Origin of the sequence: Rossellomorea aquimaris, from assembly GCF_003315075.1 — a bacterium.
Lineage (GTDB): Bacteria > Bacillota > Bacilli > Bacillales > Bacillaceae_B > Rossellomorea > Rossellomorea aquimaris_C.
On sequence record NZ_QNRJ01000007.1, the window covers coordinates 105,327 to 124,800 of the forward strand.

The window sequence follows — 19,474 nt, forward strand, 5'->3', positions numbered from 1 at the left end:
TGACTCCTCCTTTGTTCATTCCCTTTTATTTTATCAGAATTTATGGACAACTTATAGGTCGACGCTCGGAACGCTCCCAAACGAACATGAAAATATAAAGCTCTATTCGTAAAGATTGTTGCTATTTCATGGAAGGAAGTAGTAGTTGAACTAGAGTATGAGTGTAGGGACAAAACGTGGACCGTTCCTTTCCGCTCCAGGCACTTGCTTTCCGCGGGGAGGAAGTCGAGCCTCCTCGGGCTTTGCACTGGACCCATAAAGTTGGACACTTATTTGTTAAGCAGCTAATTCGGTACTGACTCGATAAGCTACTGGACTTTTCCGTTTCAATCTTGATTTAATTCTCAGATGATTGTAGTAATACATGTATTCTTTCAATTCGTCTTTAAAGTGCTCGATACTATCAAATTCTTGTAAGTACAGGAATTCAGATTTAAGTATCCCAAAAAAGTTCTCCATGACGGAGTTGTCATAACAGTTTCCTTTACGAGACATGCTTTGTGTGATGTTATGTTCTTTCAGTGTGCCTCGGTACTGGGCCATTCGATAATGCCAGCCCTGATCAGAATGAATTAAGAGCTCATCGCCCTCATTTACATGTTTTAACCCTTGTGCCAACATCGTTTCGACCAAATCAAATGTCGGCCTTGATTGGAGCGTATAGGTAATGATTTCTCCGTTATACAGATCCAAAATCGGGGATAGATAGAGCTTCTGACCGAACAGTTTAAATTCCGTAATGTCCGTCACCCACTTTTGATTGGGTTTCTCGGCTCTAAAATTACGGTTTAGGATGTTGGGAGCTGCTTTTCCAACTTCCCCTTTATATGATTTGTACTTTTTCATTCGTACAATGCATTTAAGTCCTAGTTCTCTCATGATTCGAAGTACTTTCTTTTTGTTGACATCGTATCCTTTTTCCTGAAGGACGTCAGTAATGCGACGGTATCCCAAGCGTCCTGAATGCTTATGGTAGATGAAATTGATTCGTCTTTTCCATTTGCGGTCAGGATTTGGTTGGTTCCACTTTTTTATGATGTCATAGTAAGTGCTTTTAGGCATATTCGCTACTTTTATCGTTCTAGTCACCGGGAATTCGTTCCTTAGTTCATATACTACTTTCGCTTTGATTTCGTTGGTGATGGTTCTTCCTGAACTAAGGCTTTTAGCTTTTTTAAATACGCATTCTCCATACGAAGGTATTCCAGTTCTTTTTTCATATCCTCTACCGATTGGTTGGATGAATGGTCCTTGATCTTCTTTTTCTTTTGATTAGGTGTCATAGTAGAAGGCCCCTTTTCTTTAGATTCAAGGGCATCTTCTCCAGCTATCTCCCACTTCTTCTTCCACCTACGAACCATACAGGGATCTGGGATATGAAAAATGGCTGATGCCTCTCGAATGGAGTAATTCTTTTCCGTAATAAAATGAATTACCCTCAGTTTAAAGGCTGATGGATAGTTTGTATAGGGAAAGACAAATGCTTGGTCACCATGATGACGAACTAACATCACCCAGTATCGGAGAACAGAATCATCTACTCCTACTTGATTCGCAAGGTCTCGATAACTAACTAATTCATTTATATAACGTTTGGCTACTTGAAGTTTATATTCCTGAGTAAACTTGGCCATTTGTGCCGACCCTCCTATTGTTGGATGGTATGTCCAACAATAGGGGTGCAGCTCAGCTTCGCCCTGTGGGGTCTCGACCTTTCCTCTATTTCCCGCAGGAGTCAAGTGCCTTCCGCTACAATCCACTCTGTGGTTCTATATTCCCACTGCATAATGACGGATAGAATAACAAAAAAAGCCTATTGTAGACAGTTTGTTCCCAAAAACAAACTGTCTACAAGGGAGCACAAAATTAACCTCATTATGATAGGTAAAAAATCAGTTATTAGTCATATGTTTATCGTGATTACTCACGGAGGATTTAGCCTGTCTATCCTCATTTAATTTACTTTTTATAGAAAGTAGTGGTCAATTTGTGATTGTATATGAATGAAAATCTGTTTTTAAACTATTTTTTGACTCTTTTTAGCTCTGTCACGAAAATCTTATATAGATGGTGAGGGGAACTGCGTAGACTCCTGCGGAAGTACGGTCGTGCCGAGACCCCGGAAGCGAAGCTGAGGAGGCTCGGCCGAACGTCCGCGGAAAGCGAAGCAGTTCCCCTCACCATCTGAGCACATACTGATTGGCAGAGCAGAAGCAGAACCTGTAAAAAACAGTCTTTACCAAAAGGGCTGAAAAAAATAGCCCCACAAAATTGCAGGGCCATCAAATAATACTTATTGATTTTGATATTGTGCTTCAACCCGGTATATTCTTTGTCCTTTGGCTGAAAATTTCTCTTCATATTCAGTCATGATATTTCCTTCAAAATCGCTTTTGTGAAGATCCAGACTCAAGAAATTCAGGTGGAGACCATACCATGAGAAGCTCTTTAATGAGTACTCGAATAAATCTTGATTGTCTGTCTTAAAGTGGATTTCCCCGCCTTTGATCAGCACATCTTCATATAGCTTCAGGAAATCTTTATAAGTCAATCGACGTTTTTCATGACGGTTTTTCGGCCATGGATCAGAGAAATTCAAGTACACTCGGCTTACTTCTTCTGATGCGAAGTATTCAGTCAGATTCTTTGCATCGACATTTAATAGCTTGACGTTAGGAAGCCCGGCTTCAATCAAACGATCAAGAGCGGTTACAATGACGCTTTCATATAACTCGATTCCAATATAATTAACGTCCGGATTGGCTCTGGCCATTTCCGTGACGAATTGACCTTTTCCAGTTCCTACCTCGATGTGGATAGGATTGTCATTACCAAATTCTTTATTCCATTGACCTTTTATCTCCTGGGGTTCTGCCACAACATACTGTGGATGGTCACTGATTCTCTCAGAAGCCCACGGTTTATTACGTAAACGCATGTAGACACCTCTTTTTTTATTATCGAAAAAAACATACCACGACTATCCGTCCTGTGCAAGAGCCAAAATAGAGCCAATCCCCGCTTCAGATCTTCTGGCTGATGTGCCCTTTTTGAGGTCCGTCCCTCAAAAAGCGCGCATAATTGAAAAAGGAATTCACACACTATTAGTGAATTCCTTTTTCGGGTCTGGTCATTTTGAAGGGCTGAAAAAGTACGTGTTTCTTTAAATCTTTATAGAAGAAAATGAAAGGGTGTACTCTATGCCTTTAAATTCACAGAATCAAATGCAGTTACTATCAGATATTTTAAGCAATCACAGTGCGGATTGCTGCGGTTCGGTTTCTGAATGTGAGCAAGTTGAACGATTGGTGAAGTCATTAATGGTTAATGCTGATATTCACGAAAACGTAAAGCCTGTCCTGCAGGAAATTTATCAGTATAGTCAAAGCGGGATATCCTCAGCTGACCTATCGAACCATATTACGTCCAATCAAGAAAACTTGTCCCAATGGGTTACGGATATGAACACCTATTCTTAATGAATCAGATCACTTTGTGCAGATATTCAATCCAATGATTCATTTCGTGAAATCGGGCTTTTCCTTTATGCCACTGAATGGATAATATCGTTTGTGCAACCACATACCATTTCATTCTCAGCTTTAAGTTATCGGTCAACTCAACACCATATTGAGTTAACCAGCTCTCCCATTGGTCTTCAGGGATATACCAGTATAATAAAAGCCCTACGTCAAAGGCCGGGTCCGCAATCATGGCACCGTCCCAATCGATTAAATACAACTGGTTGTAATCAGACAGCAGCCAGTTGTTATGATTGACATCACCGTGACAGACTACATATTCTTCCTGCTGAACTTCCAAGAGCTCTTTTTGAAGAAATAATAGCGCCTCTCTAATAACAGGCAATGAAAGAAGATCGAATTCTAAGCCTGTTTCCACTTCCGTAAGCATATGCTCCGGCTGAAACGGCTCTTTTCCTAACCGCTCAAGCATGGTTGAAAGCGGCTTTGAGGAATGAATCTTGTTAAGCAGCTTAGCCACTCGTTCATCCATCATTTCTTCCGGCTTTAATTCTCTTCCATTTAACCAATGTTGTGCCGTTATGACATCCCCGTTTTCCAGTCTTTTGGTCCAAACTAGCTTGGGTACGATTCCTTCTGCAGACAATACAGCCACAAAAGGGGAGGAATTGCGTTTCAGAAATAACCTTTGCTCTTGGTACTGAGCAAAGAACGCTTCTCCAGTAGCACCGCCTGCGGGGACTATTTCCCAATCTTGGTCAAATAAGTGTTCCAATATATTCACCTTCTATTGGTCCTTTGTCATGTTTATATGTTCATTTACGTTAAAGTTTGGATTCATTCACTACATCAAAAAAGTCTTATAAAATAAAAAAGACAGCTATTGGGCAATACAATCAATAGCCATCTGTTTAAGATTTTATCGTCATCTTGCGTTTTCGTCAAGCACTGGAATGAACTGTTACCTTACAAATACATAGGAAGAGACAGGTTCAAGGGTTATGGTTGACTCTTTTACCCCATAAAGACCGTTTACATTTGCACGATTTCCGTCGGACAAACAAATCCAATCTTTTCCTTCGGGGAGGGGATACTGACACTTTTTCGAATCGGAATGGAAGACCATGAAGATATCGTTCCACGGACCATACGGGTGGACATTCCGGTAGCGGACCACAACAAGATTTTCAATGCTATGAGAGACTTCCACATGCTCCCTGATCAGGCCGCTCTTTTGAAATCGGAAGGCACCGTGACTTTTACGGATTTGAATCAGTGCTTTTACGTATTGAACCACATCATCGAATTCTTCTCTTCTTACCCAGTCTAGTTGATTAATTTCCACAGGAGAATTGTAGCTGTTTTCAATCCCCTTTTTCGTTCGGTAAAATTCCTGTCCTGCATGAATAAAAGGGATCCCTTGAGATAGCAGCACCATCGTGGTTGCTAATTTATGGCGATTCATAAGGGTTCCTTCATCTTCATTTAAACAAGCTTTCATTTTATCCCATAGGGTGTGATTATCATGGGACTCCACATAGTTGACGGATTGAGTCGGCTCTTTAAAGAGTCCTCTTTCTCCACTTTTCATCCCGACACTTCCAGTCAGGACGAGTTCCACCTTTTGTTCCAAGTGACCGTGACCAAGGGCAAACCCTTTGTCATATAAGTTAAACGTACTTCCTTTAATGGTGTCCCGGAACCAGTCATTGAATTGACCGATCCCTTGAAGCTGATGGGCGTTACGCAGGTTGGCTTTTTGATGGGGGGGCAGGGGTGTATTCAGGTCCCAGCCTTCTCCTATGATGATCGCTCCCGGCAAAACCCTTTCCACTTCTTCACGGATTGTCGTCATGGTCTTAATATCAAGAATTCCCATCAGGTCAAAACGGAAGCCGTCGACACCGTACTCTTTTATCCAATAAAGAATCGAATCCACGATAAATTTCCTGGCCATCAGGCGTTCGGAAGCAAAATCATTTCCCACTCCCGTCCCATTCGAAGGTAAGCCATTTTCGTCGTGACGGAAGAAATAGCCGGGCACGAGCTTTTCAAAGGACGATTCCTCCCGAATGAACACGTGGTTGTACACCACATCCAGTATGACCCTGATATTTTCTTCATGAAGGCTTTGAATCACGCTTTTCAGCTCACTGATCCGTTCATAGGGATCTTCAGGCTTTAAGCTGTAGCTCCCTTCAGGCGCGTTAAAAAACAGTGGATTGTATCCCCAATTATAACTTTTATCGGTAGGGTGATCCGTGACCCCATCGAAATCATTGACAGGAAGCAGCTCAACATGGGTGATGCCCAGCTCCTTTAAGTACTGAATTCCACTACTGAATCCTTTCGGTGTAGAGGTCCCTTTTTCTGTAAAGGCACGATATTTTCCTGCGAATTTCATGCCGCTTTCTTTTTGGGCTGAGAAATCACGGACATTCAACTCATAAATGACAGCATCTGCAGGGGAAGTTAATGGTGCCAAGGAAAAAGGACCTTCCCCGCGTCCAAGGTTCACAATACATCCCCACTCACTGTCGTAGGAAACCGATTTAGCATAGGGATCGATCAGTTCATCCCAAACCAGGTTGATACACGTTAGAATGGTATAATAATAACGATCTACATCGGTATTCACCTTACATTCCCATACGCCGTTCTCAACTCTGGAGAATGGGTATTGTATCTCTTCATCATCAGGGGACTTCAGCTTTAATCTTACCTCTGTAGACGTCGGAGACCATACTTTAAACACGGTGCACCCCTCTTGGCAGGTAACACCAAGGTCATCCCCGTCATAATAATAGCGTTGATCAAACTCTTCCGTTCTAATGACCGCTCCGATTTGCAGGTCTGTCTTTGTGTTATGCTCATCGACGACTTCATAGACTTCACCCAGGACAACCTTCTCACTCTGGATCGTCGTGACATATTTCATCGCATCATTGAGGGGAATCTTTTCTTCAATGTGAAGAGCTATTTTTTCACTACCTTTTATGAGAGAGAAGTGACTGGAATTCCCATCATGATAATCGTATGGAAGAATCAATGTAACCGTATTGAACGTATCTAAAAACGCATCGTAATGCCTACTAATGACTAACACTTCTGCCACCCACTTCTGTTTAACATTTTCCAACTTAATGGAAGAACATTCACCTTCAATTCATTCCCCTTCTTCAGTTCTTCAATTGTGTCTCCGTCTGCGTGCACGGGTATATCCTGACCCGATCGGATGGTCATGGTTGTTCCTGAACACGTGCTGACTTCATTGAAAGCCGTATGTTTTCCGAAGAAGACAGATAGAAAGACCAGGAGTAATTTCCACCTAGATAACCCATGGACGAGGGTCATATCGAGAGATCCATCATGAGGACAAGCCTGAGGGGCGATCTTCATTCCTCCACCAAAAAAAGGCTGATTCGAAACAGTCACAAACCATACCTTGTGAAACACCTGCTCTTTCCCATCAACATCTATCGAAAGGGAAAAGGGTTTATACGTAAACGCTTCCTTACAAAGGAGGATAGGATAGATCAATTGTCCAAGGGACCATTTGTTCAACCACTTTTTAAAGGATGAACGATTGGCCTTACGGGCAATTTCCGCATCAAATCCTATCCCTATATTATTCACGAAATGCCCATTTGGTCCGCTGCTCATGGTAAATTGACCTGAATCCAGGGTCACGAAATCTTCTTTTTTCAAACCTTCCTTTATTAAGGTATATGCTTGTTTTTTATTGTTAGGCCAATTATAGCCCCTTGCAAAATCATTACCACTTCCTGATGGAATATACCCTATAACGACCTTGTCAAAACCGATTGTTCCACTCACCACAGAGTTCATGGTCCCATCACCACCTACCCCCACTACCAGGAGCCAGTCGTCTGGAGATTGGTTGACGACACTTGAAACAATGTTCTTCACGTCACCGGGGTGACCTGTCACAAAAATCTCATGTGGAATATCGATGGTTTGTCTAAAATGATTCCACGAAGATAAGGAATGATGATTCTTTGCTGAAGGATTCACGATGAAAATCGACTTCATTGTTGGTTCTCACCTGATTCAACCGCCTGTTCTCCCCATTGAAGCCTCTTGAATGAAGTGGTCTGGCAATACTCCAATATGGCTTGTGCCGCTTTCAGCTGGACACTCTTGATCGGAGAAGTGCTTGAGCGCTGCTGCTGGAACCATTCATTGTGGAGCCGCTTGTCAAGAAACTGAATGCCCACCGGAGCCTGTGGGTAATCTATGTATCCATTTCTGCTTATCACGCCTTTATGTATAGGAAGGTCGACACCTGCATATTGAATGATTTGATGGAGTATTCCCTCCATCCTTCTCAGTCCGATTAGAGGGTTTAATACCTTCGTCTCTACATCTCCCCATTTTTTCAACCAGAATCGTTCTCCTGAACCGATGTAGGCAGTTCCCTCTTCAAATTCGAGAAAGGTTAAGCACCAGATCCCTGTTGGGGTGATCAGAATGGTTTCGAGTTCTACAGGGGCATGTTTAATCTTTAGTATCGGGTTGTACATCACCAATATGTTATCTGGAAAACGCTGAATCAGGTAACGCAATCGTTCGTCATAATGATAGCTGTTGTCTACATAGGATTTCTCCATGATCGTGGAGCTTGCCCATCTCAACTGAAAATCAAATACAAGGTCCAGGAAGGAAACCTTCAATTCTTCCTCCGTAGAGATATCCTGGTTTGAATCCATTTCAAATGCAATTTCTTCATCATTTGGCTGAATGGAGTTTGAGAGCTCCTCCTCTTCAGCTTCTTTCTTTTTGAACAGTGAAAAGAGCTTCTCCTTCATGGAGTTCCTTTCCTCTTCTTGTTGTTCCACCTTAATGATCGGTGAAGCGGGAGGAAGATCATCGTTTTCCCAATGTTGTTTCATTTTTTCCCATTGCTGCTTTTTTAATCGGACAAATTGGGAAGGATATCTATATAAATCTGTTTCGTACCTGGAAACGTAATCTTGAAGTTTAATCAGCTGTGCCATATGGATCGATCCTTTCATGACGGTCAATTTGCATGTAACGGTTTGGTGTAAATGGCTTCATACTTTGGCAGTCTGTCTAAGTGAGTTTGATATAACACGATTTCTCCTGCTGTGAAAGAATGGGTGTCCGTTGGCTGAAACGAATTCAACCACCCGGAAGTAAAAGGAAAATCTCTATTCCACTTTCGCCCTACGGTGATATGTGGAGAAAAAGGTCTCTTATCTAATGGAAAGCCCGCTTCTTCACAAGCACCATACACACTTTCCCGAACCCGTTGTAAGATTTCAGAAGGCTGAATGCCCATCCAAAGAATTCTGGGTGAATCACTTTTTCCAAAGGTACCGTAGTGATCAAGGGTTAATGAAAATGAAGGACATTCAAGCGCGTCTACTCTATGGATCACGGGTTGAAGTTCATCCGCACTTCCTAAAAAGGCCAATGTGATGTGATAGTCCTTCGGGTGCACCCAGCGCTGAAAAGAACCCTCATCCATCATTGGCTCTGTCCACTTATGTATAAGGTGTTTCGTTTCTTGAGATAAAGAGAGTGCAAAGAAATAGTGAGCTTTCAACATATCACTCGTCCTTTCATTCGTTACTACCATTTTAGCAAAATGTGTCATGAGAGAGAATGACTAGAAGGAAATGCAATAAAAATGAAATACAAAGCTCATTTATTTGATAAGATTTATCTGAATTAGTACGATAGAAGAAGAACGTTTTCTGAAAGGAAGTTGACTATGAAAGTTGTACAAAATATCGCTGAACTGATCGGGGACACCCCCCTTGTCAAATTGAATCGACTCAATCCTGCTGACGGAGCGGATGTATATGTTAAATTGGAATTCTATAACCCGAGTAAAAGTGTGAAGGATCGCGCAGCCTTTCAAATGATCGTTGAAGCAGAAAAGGAAGGCTTCTTAAAAGAAGGCTCGACCATCATAGAGCCCACAAGCGGAAACACGGGTATCGGACTTGCCATGAATGCAGCAGCAAGGGGATATCGCGCAATCCTGGTCATGCCCGATACGATGACTCAAGAGCGTATTAATCTGTTAAAAGCATACGGTGCTGAAGTAGTCTTAACACCTGGAGATGACAAAATGCCAGGTGCCATTGAAAAAGCGAAAGAATTAACAGAGCAAATTCCCAATAGCTTCATGCCGATGCAGTTCGAAAATGATGCGAACCCGGATGCCCACCGAAAGACGACGGCCCTCGAGATTGTGGAGGCCATGAAAGAAATCGGCAAGCCCTTATCTGCATTTGTTGCGACTGCCGGAACGGGCGGCACGATTACAGGGACTGGCGAAGTGTTAAAAGAGCACTATCCGGACCTCGCCGTTCATGTGGTGGAACCGGCGGGATCCCCGGTTCTATCCGGAGGTAAGCCAGGGAAGCATAAATTAGTAGGAACGAGCCCAGGGTTTGTTCCTGATATCCTGAATACCAGTGTCTACGATGAAATCCACAAAATCGAAGACGAGCATGCCTACGATATTGCCCGCAGAATGGCAAGTGAAGAAGGTATCCTGGTAGGACCTTCATCAGGGGCCGCTTGTTATGCAGCCATAGAAGTGGCGAAGAAATTATCACCTGAAGATGTAGTCGTGTGCATTGCCTGCGATACAGGAGAAAGATATCTCTCAAGCGACCTGTTTAGGTTTTAATTACAAAATCGGAACCGGCTTGCCCCTCAAGCCGGACGATAACCAAGAGAGGCTGCGCCCATGACGGCGCAGCCTCTTTCTTATGTTTATTTAACCTTATGATACTGCGTGATGAAATGTTCAGGAGAAGACTTAACAACAAACGTCCACACTCCTTCTATCGTGTGAAGATACAAAAAAGTATAGTAAGCTGACAACGGCTTGCTTGTCACATCCATCACGTCCTTGATGGTGAAGCTTTTCGCAGGAGTCTCAATTCGATCATTGTATAAATAAAGATGCTCCTCTGTCTCTACCGTGAATTGCTGGTTGTCTTCTATTCTTCGTTCTGTCTTCATAAATGGTTGTGAACAAATCAATCTCATTTAAAGCCTCCAACTATTTTACCGGGCTTTGTTCCCTTTTTCTCTCACTAAAGAGTGCCTGCAGCTTTTTCGTTACAGAACCGGGTTTCCCATTCCCGATCACCTGTTGATCGATCTTAATGACGGGCATTACTTCTGAAGTCGTACTTGCGATGAATACTTCATCCGCTTCGAGAAGATCAGGGACAAGAAATGCCTCTTCTTGAAAGGAGATAGCATTTTTTCTGCATAAATCTTCAATGACTCTTCTCGTAATGCCATTGAGTATCAAGTTTGTTACGGGATGCGTGTAGATGACCCCACCTTTCACCATGAATGCATTCGAAGAGGAACCTTCCGTCACCGTATCACCTCGATGCAAAATGGCTTCGAAATGGCCTTCAGAAGCCGCTTCTTCTTTTGCCAGCAGGTTTCCGAGAAGATTCAAGCTCTTAATATCACACCTCAACCACCTGATATCTTCGACCAGCTTAGCTGTTACACCTTGCTCCATCTGGTGAAGAGGGACAGGGAAGTCTTTCGTATAGGCAACAACACTTCCCGTTACATCTTTCGAAGGAAAATGGTGCTGACGGGAAGACACACCGCGTGTCACTTGTAAATAAACAATCCCGTCTTGCACTTGATTGGAATCGATAAGTTCCAGAAGATGCCCAGTCAGTTCTTCTTCTGAATACGGAATGGACAGCTTCATCTTTTCAGCACTTTGATAAAGTCGCTCCATATGCTCCTTCATCGTGAACGTGTTTCCACCGTATACGCGAATCACTTCATAGATGCCATCCCCGAATTGATACCCGCGATCCTCAATATCAATCTTCGCATCGGCACGATCGATGACTTCCCCATTTACAAATACTGTGTTCATTCTGCTCTCCCCTTGTCTCTCTTATGATTCACATGCTAATTCATAGATAGCCTGTGCGTAAATAGCCGTTGCTTTCAGGAGATCCTCAATATACATATATTCATCCTTCTGATGAGCAATATCTTCACGTCCCGGGAATAATGCCCCAAAGGCTACGCCTGCCTCCAAGCTTCTGGCGTAAGTCCCTCCACCGATGCTTAATAACTCGCCTCTCTCACCGGTTTGATCCTCATATACTTTTTTCAGCGTTTGAACGAGTTCATCGTCTTTAGACACATGATGAGGTTTACTATCTGAGAAGTTCTCAATCGAATAGCCTTCTATGTTCTCAATGATTGCCTTTCCTTTTTCCATCTCAAACGTAACCGGATAACGCATGTTTAATCCTAATCGTCCGCCATCAGCATCTGAATAGCGCAGCTTCCCTACGTTGATAGTTAAATCTCCCGTAATATCGTCACGGTAGCTTACACCGAGCTGGATCCCTCTTGAATCTTTAAAGAAATGCTTGGTCGTGAACTCAAAGAATTCTTTCCCCTGAGAAGAAAGGGGCAACTGTGATAAGAATGCTCCTAAGTAGAGACCGGCATTCTTCCCATTGTCAGGCTCCATTCCATGAGAGGAAACTCCTTCTACTTCAAAAACAAGCTCGCCGTTTTCAATGTAATAGTTGCCTTTGATGTTTTCTTCCTTAGTGAAAATTTCAAAGTTTTGAACCCATTTTGTGTGGTCCTCATCGACCAATAGTACCGCTTTGGCATAGTCAGGAACCATGTTGTAGCGGCGTCCGGACTCAAAAGACAAGACTTTTATGCCCGATTGAGACGTCTCCGCCGATTTTGTTTGGACTAAATCATAGTCGGCGATCCCTTTTTCTGCATGGATGATCGGGAAGTCCGCATCAGGGGCAAATCCCATTGTAGGCATTTCTTCGTTTTTAAAATAGTGCTCTACACATCTCCAGTCGCTTTCTTCATCTGTTCCAATGATCATCCGGACCCGCTTATTGAAGGTGGGATCAAGATCCTTTACGATTTTCATGGCATAATAGGCAGCCATTGTAGGACCCTTGTCATCGATCGCTCCACGGGCGAAAATCTTACCGTCTTTTATCTCACCGCCATAAGGATCGACGCTCCATCCATCCCCTTCAGGCACCACATCCACATGACAAAGGATACCAAGAAGATCATTCCCTTCCCCAAACTCTAAATGTCCGGCAAGATGGTCCACATTCTTAGGGATGAAACCGTCTTTTTCACCAAGGGTTAACAAATAGTCCAGCGCTTCCTTCACGCCTTTCCCCAGCGGTGCTTCCTCCGTCGCATTCTCTTCATCCAGCACACTTTTAATCTGCAGGAATTGCTGCAGATCCTTAAGCAAATCGTCTTTCCGCTTCTCCACTTCATTCGTCCAATTAATACCCATTCGTATCCACCTGCTCTATATGTATTTACTTCTACATTCATTTTATACTGTTTTATGGGGAAATCCAAACAGAGAGAATCCTAAGTGCTTAGCTCTATTCAATGAACATATCGCTTGATTCGATGGGGATTCACTTTAACTCGGCTACTCTCTCATTCTTAACAACAATATTTATAAAAGGCTTTTTTCGTAAATGTTGTTTTTTTACATATAGCCTCCATGGGCTCTGTCAATCAAGTGTGTACTGGATGGTGAGGGGAACTGCTCCGCTTTCCGCGGACGCGCGGCCGAGCCTCCTCAGCTTCGCTTCCGGGGTCTCGGCACGCCCGTACTTCCGCAGGAGTCTGCGCAGTTCCCCTCACCATCTTTAATAGATTTTTAGTGACAGAGCAAAAAGGCAAAAGGCTGAATCAAAGCAGATCTTTATCATAAACAAGCTGAGATTGTATAACTTTTAATAGTTAATAAATTTAAAAGAGGGCAAGCTAAATCCTCCATTGGTAATAATAACTTATTATTAAGCTATCATAATGAGGTCCATTTGGTATCCCTCTGTATATACTCTGTTTGGAACAAACGCTCAACATATCTTCAATAGGATCTTTATTGTTTTGTCTCTCTGTCACTAGGCAGTCAGAATATAGAAGCACAGAGTGGATTGTAGCGGAAGGCACTTGACTCCTGCGGGAAATAGAGGAAAGGTCGAGACCCCACAGGGCAAAGCCCGAGGAGGCTCGACTTCCTCCCCGCGGAAAGCAAGTGCCTGCAGCGGAAAGGAACGGTCCACGTTTTGTTCCTACACTCATCCTCTGGCGTAAAGCAACTACTTCCTTTTTTCAGTAAAATAGCAATAACCTATACGAAAAGAACTTTATAAAGATTACATATATTTAGCATTTTCTTCATATTCTAGGAATACAACCATCAAGTTACTACGTAAATTGTTTGTAAATTTGGACAATAATTTTGAAATTTTGTCGGATTAGGAGTACAATGTAATTGTCTGACATCTTATGAGTAAACTTTATATGTAGAAAAGGGGTTGTCTAAAGCGCATAGTACATATGGTAGCACGTGAGGTGCACAAACGACACATGTAGTCTTTGCCTTTGGAAAAATGATGAGGGAGTGGTTCTTTGAAACCTTCAACCAATCGTATGCTAACTAGAATCAAAGCTGTGTACATGTACATTAATCAGAAAGGTACTGTAACAACTCAAGATCTTGTAGACGAATTTGGCATTACTCCTCGCACCATACAAAGAGATCTCAACGTGTTAGCGTATAATGACTTGGTGCAAAGCCCGAGTCGGGGTCAATGGACAACTACGGAGAAGAAAGTGAAGATGACTTCGTAATCAGATTTGACGGATTATCTCCCAGATCTGATCACTGAATAACGGACTAACTAAAATGACTACTAAAGCAAAGAAGCGGGGCAGCACCCTTACAGAAAGGTGCCGCCCCGTTTTATGTTTATTCCGGCTTGTATTCCTTAAGCAGCGTTACTTCTTCTTCTGTCAGCTCACGATACTCCCCGAGCTCCAGATCTTTATCAAGCTCGAGGGGCCCCATCGTTAAACGCTTCAGATACATGACGCGCTTCCCTACGCTTTCGAACATTCTTTTCACCTGATGAAATTTGCCTTCAGTAATCGTCAATTCAATATCAGAGGTCAATCCTGATTTTAGAATCGTCAATTCCCCCGGCTTTGTTTCGTAGCCATCTTCCAACGTTACCCCTTTTTTGAAAGCTTTTACATCCGCTTCTGTCACTTCCCCGTCAATCACGGCAAAATACGTTTTCGGAACATGGCGCTTCGGAGAAAGGAGCTGGTGGGATAATTGGCCGTCATTCGTAATGAGAAGGAATCCCTCTGTATCCTTATCGAGCCTTCCAACCGGAAATGGATTGAATATTTGATCTTCCAATTGAAGTAAATCAATGACGGTTTCATCCTGTCCATCTTCTGTAGCGGAGATGACTCCCGGCGGCTTATTCATGAGAAGGTAGATGAACTCACGATACTCAACCTGCTCACCGTACAACATCACCGTATCTTTTTCCGTATTGATATGTACTTTCCCATCCTTAATGACCTCTCCATTGACTTGAAGACCGCCATCCTTTAATAATTTCTTTACTTCTTTCCGGCTGCCATAACCCATATTGGCAAGCATTTTATCTATTCTCACATTAATCACGCTCCGTTTATATATTATGTTGAATTATCAGTGATTTGACCCGTCCATAGGCACCTACCCATTCATGTTTCTATTCTTAACATAGGCTACTAAAGGTAAGCAACTTTGATAAAAATAATTGAGGTGAAGCGTATGTATCCATATCGACAACAAGGTTCAGGTGGATTATTAATCCCTATTCCACTCCCTGGAGGCGGCGGACAGGGATATCCAGGTTTCCCTGGTCAAGGGTATGGCGGCGGCATCAATGACCGGCTAGATCGACTCGAGAGACAATATGAGCGTCTGGACCGTAAAGTCGACCGCTTGGAACGAAAAGTAGAGCGACTTGAAAGACAGCTTGGGTATTATAATAATTAGCGTTTCCATTTCACTTTTATTGGTGAAAGATGAATAAACCCATTAAATAAGAAAGAGGCTCACTTTCCATTACGGACCTGCGCCAGAAATAAAAAAAGGGATGATCGGCATGTATCATCCCTTTTCCTTTTTACCCTATGCGAAGTTTACTGCGAATTCTCGTAATTTTATCCCCGAATAATCTATCTGCCAATTTACTCCTTAAGCTTAAGTAGAAGTAAACGAGTGCTCCCACCCCTCCACAGATCGCGACGAGAAGAATCGATTGGAACCCGGACTCAGGGTTGAGGAATTGAACCAGTATACCATACAGCACCAATACCACTACTGCCATGACGGCATTCAGTGCTCCAATGAACATGGTTCTTCTCATAATCAGTCTGAATTGATATCTCGCGTATTTCTTGATGATATACAGATTAATTAGAATCGCTACCGAATACCCAATTACAGTGGCGATGACTGCACCTTGAGTTTCAAACAAGCGAATCAATGGTATGTTCAGGACAAGCTTGAGAAGCAGTCCGACAAGCAAGCTGAAGATTGTAAATTTCTGTTCGTCAATCCCTTGAAGGATCGCTGCCGTAACAGCAAATAAAGCAAACAGGATCGCAACAGGTGCATATGATCTTAAAATAGACGTTCCTAATTCATCACTGTGATAGAACATTGTATACGTTGGCTCAGCTAAAAGCGCAATTCCTAAAGCTGCCGGTACTGTTAAAAACAATAGAATTTGAAACGTTTGGTCGATGTTTCTACGCATCGTTTTCCGGTCGCCGCTTGTATAAGACGTCGTAATCAAAGGAATCAGCGTCATAGAAAAGGCGGTTGCCAATGACACTGGAATAATCACAAGCTTATGAGTATAGAAGTTTAATACGGCAAAGGCATGATCGGAAACTTTCGCATTTCCAATCGCAGACATCGCAGTGTTAAAGGTAATCTGATCCACCAGTTGAAATAATGGATTGGCAAGCCCTACAAAAATAAACGGAATCGAATAGGCGATGATTTCTTTGTACATCGATCGTAACGAAACCTCTTCCTGACCGCGATCTTCCTTTAATAGCTCGTCTAAATGAGGTTTTCGTTTAAACCAATACCAAATCAATGCCCCGAGACTCGCCAGCCCCCCGACAAATGCAGCAAACGTAGCTACAGAAATGGCGGTTGTCACTGATCCGTCCAAGATGTTTAATACAACATAAATCCCGCCCAGTAAGAAGATAATCCGGACAATTTGTTCGATCACCTGGGAAACCGCAGTCGGCCCCATAGATTGATGACCCTGGAAAAATCCCCTGATCAAGCTCATAAACGGAATGATGATCAGTGCAAAACTTACTGCCCGAATGACGGTTGTCACCTGTGCAACCGAAATGACCTGCTCATCACTTTTGATCGTCATTTCAGCAAAAATTGGTGCAAATGCATACATAATGAGGAACGAAACAATCCCCGTCAGCGTCATCAACACCAAGCCTGACTTAAATAGCCTTCGTCCTACAGCATATTCCCCTATGGCATTATATTTTGAAACGAATTTCGAAACGGCCAGGGGCACACCTGCAGTCGCTACAGTCAGAAAGATTGTATAGGGTACATACCCATATTGATAAAGGGAAGCCCCCTCTTCATGACCTTTTAACAAATCATCAAACGGTATAACATAAAAAAGACCCAGAAACTTCGAAATAAAGGTCCCTAACGTTAAAATAAACGTCCCTCTTATTAATTTAGATGACATAGTATCCCTCTCTATATATCTTGTTGCTCATTAAACAAACAAAATAAAATCCTACTTGAATATTTACACACTATCAGTAGTTTACTACTGTACGAATCGAATGACAATTTTTTTCGAATGTTGTATTTAAAACCCATCCCATTTAAAATAAGGAGAAACTTCTTTTGAAAACGAAAGAGCAAAACTAAAAGTTGGTGGAAAAATGGTAAAAAAATACGATGTGATTGTCATAGGTGGAGGACCATCCGGATTGATGGCCAGTATCGCAGCCGGTGAAAACGGGGCGAACGTCCTTCTTGTGGATAAAGGAACGAAGCTTGGTAGGAAGCTTGCGATTTCCGGAGGCGGCCGCTGCAACGTGACCAATCGACTTCCCATAGAAGAAATCATTAAGCATATTCCAGGAAATGGACGCTTTCTATATAGTGCCTTTTCCGAGTTCAGTAATGAAGATATCATCGCTTTCTTTGAAAAGCTGGGCATACAATTAAAAGAGGAAGACCACGGCAGGATGTTTCCCGTATCGAACCGGGCCATGGATGTTGTGGAAGCCTTATTGAAGCGCATGAAGGAGTTAAAGGTGGATACCCGGACGAGCACAAGCGTGGAGGAAGTTCTGTACGAAAATGGCGAGACGGTAGGTATCCTCTTGAAAGACGGGGAAACCATTGCCGCAAAGGCTGTCGTCATCGCGGTTGGAGGCAAGTCCGTCCCTCATACCGGATCGACCGGGGATGGATATCCTTGGGCCACAAAAGCGGGGCATACGATTACCGACTTGTTCCCGACGGAGGTTCCCCTTACATCGGACGAGCCTTTTGTTAAAAAGAAAGAGCTTCAAGGACTATCATTGCGAAGTGTTGATTTAAGCGTATTAAATCCTAAGGGAAAGAAAATCATCACGCATAAAATGGATATGATCTTTACCCATTTAGGAATTTCCGGACCGGCTGTTCTCCGTTGCAGTCAATATGTAGTAAAGGCCATGAAAAAATGGAACCTGACCCATGTTGCCATGCAAATCGATTCCATGCCTGATCAAAATGAAGAACAACTATTCCAGACTCTTCATAAGCAAGTGAAGGAAGAGGAAAAGAAAGCCGCAAAGAATATATTCAAAGGATTGGTCCCAGAGAGATACCTGTTATTTTTACTCGACCGTGCAGAAATCGATCACGATGAAAAAGGAGACCATATCTCCTCAGAGAAGATCCGACAATTTACCAAGTTGTTAAAACAATTCACCTTCAATGTGAACGGAACATTATCCATTGATAAGGCGTTTGTAACGGGGGGCGGGGTCTCCATTAAAGAAATCGAACCGAAAACGATGGCTTCAAAGAAGATGAACGGCCTCTTCTTCTGCGGGGAAGTACTGGACATCCACGGATATACTGGTGGGTACAACATTACATCTGCCCTTGTTACCGGAAGACTGGCAGGCTTTAATGCAGCAAAGGTATAATCCAAAAAGAAAGGTTGATCCCATCTGCATCTGCAGTACGATCAACCTTTTTATTTTCTGTAAACAACCATGGCCGAGAAACAATAAATTTGATCTTCCACTTCCTCCGACAATGCTGCTACATGATATTTAATATCCACGATTTTTTTATCTTCCAGTTTACTGAGAAAATGATTCATATCTTTCTCTAAATCTTTCTCATGCTCATAATCGAAGACTTTTACTTGAATCATAGAGCTCCCTCCCCATTGTTGATTGATATTATTATCGTCAGAATATTTAGTTTTCAAACAATTGGTGGGGGATTTTTTTATTGAGGATGGGGTTGTGATAGGAGGGGTTTTAGGATTTCGCCGTTATAATTTGAATTTCGCCGTTATATCCTGTATTTCGCCGTTAAATTTAATATTTCGCCGTTAAAATGAAAATTTCGCCGTTAAATCAGATTACCGGAGTATTTTCACACTGCCAGCCACACTTAAATACATCAAGAAAAGAAAAAAGCACACCCTTTTCAAAAAAAGGATGTGCTTCCTCCCAGAAAATTATTTCTTCTCAGCTGTCTCCCCAGCCCAGTTCATCATGCCGCCTTCCATGTTCACCACTTTGTATCCTTGTTCCTGCATGTAATGAGCGACATTTCCGCTGCGGTTTCCTGAACGGCAGATAAAGATGTACTCTTTATCTTTATCAAATTGATCAAGTGACTCAGGAATCTCACCCATTTTGATATGCTTTGCTCCAGGAATCACTCCCTCTGCCACTTCTTCATCTTCACGAACATCCACCAAAAGCAGATCTTCACCATTTTTCAACTTTTGCTCCAACTCATCAGTCGTAATCGTTTTAATTGTATCCAATCT

Annotated in this window: 19 protein-coding genes; 5 read left to right on the top strand and 14 right to left on the bottom strand. The window is 42.6% G+C overall.

Annotated features, from left to right (window positions below):
- Window positions 1–276 precede the first annotated feature (276 nt).
- Together DET59_RS11375 and trmB are read right to left on the bottom strand one after the other, a co-directional pair.
- Window positions 277–1,634, bottom strand: a protein-coding gene (locus tag DET59_RS11375) for an IS3 family transposase (RefSeq protein ID WP_258549650.1) whose coding sequence is annotated in 2 segments (ribosomal slippage) — window positions 277–1,163 and window positions 1,163–1,634 — 1,359 coding nt in all. Because the reading frame shifts where the segments join, the coding sequence is not laid out codon by codon here.
- A 659-nt stretch (window positions 1,635–2,293) separates the two neighbouring features.
- Window positions 2,294–2,938 (bottom strand): tRNA (guanosine(46)-N7)-methyltransferase TrmB, encoded by a 645-nt coding sequence (gene trmB / locus DET59_RS11380; RefSeq protein ID WP_113969803.1) that lies wholly within the window; start codon window positions 2,936–2,938, stop codon window positions 2,294–2,296.
- 262 nt (window positions 2,939–3,200) lie between these two features.
- Between trmB and DET59_RS11385 the strand changes: the two genes are divergently transcribed.
- The gene (locus DET59_RS11385; protein WP_113969804.1) at window positions 3,201–3,479 is read left to right on the top strand and encodes a YtzH-like family protein; all 279 of its coding nucleotides are present in this window, start codon (window positions 3,201–3,203) and stop codon (window positions 3,477–3,479) included.
- 4 nt (window positions 3,480–3,483) lie between these two features.
- Here the strand turns inward: DET59_RS11385 and DET59_RS11390 are convergent, their stop codons facing one another.
- From DET59_RS11390 to thpR, 5 genes are all read right to left on the bottom strand, one after another.
- A complete protein-coding gene (locus tag DET59_RS11390; RefSeq protein WP_113969805.1) occupies window positions 3,484–4,257 on the bottom strand; it encodes a phosphotransferase family protein in 774 nt (257 codons plus the stop codon).
- Window positions 4,258–4,443: 186 nt separating this feature from the next.
- Window positions 4,444–6,588: a type I pullulanase gene (pulA, locus tag DET59_RS11395; protein ID WP_113969874.1), complete on the bottom strand. Its 2,145-nt coding sequence runs from the start codon at window positions 6,586–6,588 to the stop codon at window positions 4,444–4,446.
- Window positions 6,582–7,535 (bottom strand): diacylglycerol/lipid kinase family protein, encoded by a 954-nt coding sequence (locus DET59_RS11400; protein ID WP_113969806.1) that lies wholly within the window; start codon window positions 7,533–7,535, stop codon window positions 6,582–6,584. The genes pulA and DET59_RS11400 overlap by 7 nt, the downstream gene beginning before the upstream one ends.
- The gene (locus DET59_RS11405; RefSeq protein ID WP_113969807.1) at window positions 7,532–8,500 is read right to left on the bottom strand and encodes a nuclease-related domain-containing protein; all 969 of its coding nucleotides are present in this window, start codon (window positions 8,498–8,500) and stop codon (window positions 7,532–7,534) included. Before DET59_RS11405 ends, DET59_RS11400 begins: the two co-directional genes overlap by 4 nt.
- Window positions 8,501–8,523: 23 nt before the next feature.
- Window positions 8,524–9,075 carry an RNA 2',3'-cyclic phosphodiesterase gene (thpR, locus tag DET59_RS11410; protein ID WP_113969808.1) on the bottom strand — a complete coding sequence of 184 codons (552 nt, stop codon included), beginning with the start codon at window positions 9,073–9,075 and terminating at the stop codon, window positions 8,524–8,526.
- A 165-nt stretch (window positions 9,076–9,240) separates the two neighbouring features.
- Between thpR and cysK the strand changes: the two genes are divergently transcribed.
- Entirely contained in the window at window positions 9,241–10,170 is a 930-nt protein-coding gene (gene cysK, locus DET59_RS11415; RefSeq protein ID WP_113969809.1) for a cysteine synthase A, read from the top strand.
- An 86-nt stretch (window positions 10,171–10,256) separates the two neighbouring features.
- Here the strand turns inward: cysK and DET59_RS11420 are convergent, their stop codons facing one another.
- From DET59_RS11420 to pepV, 3 genes are read right to left on the bottom strand one after another with little or no spacing between them, the layout of a single operon-like run.
- The gene (locus DET59_RS11420; protein ID WP_113969810.1) at window positions 10,257–10,535 is read right to left on the bottom strand and encodes a hypothetical protein; all 279 of its coding nucleotides are present in this window, start codon (window positions 10,533–10,535) and stop codon (window positions 10,257–10,259) included.
- Window positions 10,536–10,548: 13 nt separating this feature from the next.
- On the bottom strand, window positions 10,549–11,403 hold the full coding sequence (dat, locus tag DET59_RS11425; protein ID WP_113969811.1) for a D-amino-acid transaminase: 855 nt from the start codon (window positions 11,401–11,403) through the stop codon (window positions 10,549–10,551).
- Between the two features lie 21 nt (window positions 11,404–11,424).
- On the bottom strand, window positions 11,425–12,831 hold the full coding sequence (gene pepV, locus DET59_RS11430; RefSeq protein WP_113969812.1) for a dipeptidase PepV: 1,407 nt from the start codon (window positions 12,829–12,831) through the stop codon (window positions 11,425–11,427).
- 1,136 nt (window positions 12,832–13,967) lie between these two features.
- Between pepV and DET59_RS11435 the strand changes: the two genes are divergently transcribed.
- Window positions 13,968–14,189, top strand: a complete 222-nt coding sequence (locus DET59_RS11435) for a DeoR family transcriptional regulator (protein WP_113969813.1) — start codon at window positions 13,968–13,970, stop codon at window positions 14,187–14,189.
- A 118-nt stretch (window positions 14,190–14,307) separates the two neighbouring features.
- Here the strand turns inward: DET59_RS11435 and DET59_RS11440 are convergent, their stop codons facing one another.
- Window positions 14,308–15,033, bottom strand: a complete 726-nt coding sequence (locus DET59_RS11440) for a pseudouridine synthase (RefSeq protein WP_309472474.1) — start codon at window positions 15,031–15,033, stop codon at window positions 14,308–14,310.
- A gap of 135 nt (window positions 15,034–15,168) precedes the next feature.
- Between DET59_RS11440 and DET59_RS11445 the strand changes: the two genes are divergently transcribed.
- Entirely contained in the window at window positions 15,169–15,396 is a 228-nt protein-coding gene (locus DET59_RS11445; RefSeq protein ID WP_113969815.1) for a hypothetical protein, read from the top strand.
- Window positions 15,397–15,526: 130 nt separating this feature from the next.
- On the opposite strand, the gene DET59_RS11450 is transcribed toward DET59_RS11445, so the two are convergent.
- Complete coding sequence (locus DET59_RS11450; protein WP_113969816.1) at window positions 15,527–17,146, bottom strand: putative polysaccharide biosynthesis protein; 1,620 nt, start codon at window positions 17,144–17,146, stop codon at window positions 15,527–15,529.
- 202 nt (window positions 17,147–17,348) lie between these two features.
- Between DET59_RS11450 and DET59_RS11455 the strand changes: the two genes are divergently transcribed.
- Window positions 17,349–18,611: a BaiN/RdsA family NAD(P)/FAD-dependent oxidoreductase gene (locus DET59_RS11455; RefSeq protein WP_113969817.1), complete on the top strand. Its 1,263-nt coding sequence runs from the start codon at window positions 17,349–17,351 to the stop codon at window positions 18,609–18,611.
- Window positions 18,612–18,661: 50 nt separating this feature from the next.
- Here DET59_RS11455 and DET59_RS11460 read toward each other — a convergent pair whose 3' ends face one another.
- Together DET59_RS11460 and DET59_RS11465 are read right to left on the bottom strand one after the other, a co-directional pair.
- Window positions 18,662–18,844, bottom strand: coding sequence for a sporulation protein Cse60 (locus DET59_RS11460; protein WP_113969818.1), 183 nt, complete (start codon window positions 18,842–18,844; stop codon window positions 18,662–18,664).
- A 312-nt stretch (window positions 18,845–19,156) separates the two neighbouring features.
- Window positions 19,157–19,471, bottom strand: a complete 315-nt coding sequence (locus DET59_RS11465; RefSeq protein ID WP_113969819.1) for a rhodanese-like domain-containing protein — start codon at window positions 19,469–19,471, stop codon at window positions 19,157–19,159.
- Window positions 19,472–19,474 lie beyond the last annotated feature (3 nt).

Excerpts from the sequence above, each read along its gene's own strand:
- DET59_RS11420 (WP_113969810.1), bottom strand. The coding sequence starts at position 10,535 with ATGAGATTGATTTGTTCACAACCATTTATGAAGACAGAACGAAGAATA.
- DET59_RS11405 (WP_113969807.1), bottom strand. The coding sequence starts at position 8,500 with ATGGCACAGCTGATTAAACTTCAAGATTACGTTTCCAGGTACGAAACA.
- DET59_RS11450 (WP_113969816.1), bottom strand. The coding sequence starts at position 17,146 with ATGTCATCTAAATTAATAAGAGGGACGTTTATTTTAACGTTAGGGACC.
- thpR (WP_113969808.1), bottom strand. The coding sequence starts at position 9,075 with ATGTTGAAAGCTCACTATTTCTTTGCACTCTCTTTATCTCAAGAAACG.
- DET59_RS11385 (WP_113969804.1), top strand. The coding sequence starts at position 3,201 with ATGCCTTTAAATTCACAGAATCAAATGCAGTTACTATCAGATATTTTA.
- trmB (WP_113969803.1), bottom strand. The coding sequence starts at position 2,938 with ATGCGTTTACGTAATAAACCGTGGGCTTCTGAGAGAATCAGTGACCAT.
- dat (WP_113969811.1), bottom strand. The coding sequence starts at position 11,403 with ATGAACACAGTATTTGTAAATGGGGAAGTCATCGATCGTGCCGATGCG.
- DET59_RS11445 (WP_113969815.1), top strand. The coding sequence starts at position 15,169 with ATGTATCCATATCGACAACAAGGTTCAGGTGGATTATTAATCCCTATT.
- DET59_RS11400 (WP_113969806.1), bottom strand. The coding sequence starts at position 7,535 with ATGAAGTCGATTTTCATCGTGAATCCTTCAGCAAAGAATCATCATTCC.
- pepV (WP_113969812.1), bottom strand. The coding sequence starts at position 12,831 with ATGGGTATTAATTGGACGAATGAAGTGGAGAAGCGGAAAGACGATTTG.
- DET59_RS11455 (WP_113969817.1), top strand. The coding sequence starts at position 17,349 with ATGGTAAAAAAATACGATGTGATTGTCATAGGTGGAGGACCATCCGGA.
- cysK (WP_113969809.1), top strand. The coding sequence starts at position 9,241 with ATGAAAGTTGTACAAAATATCGCTGAACTGATCGGGGACACCCCCCTT.
- DET59_RS11460 (WP_113969818.1), bottom strand. The coding sequence starts at position 18,844 with ATGATTCAAGTAAAAGTCTTCGATTATGAGCATGAGAAAGATTTAGAG.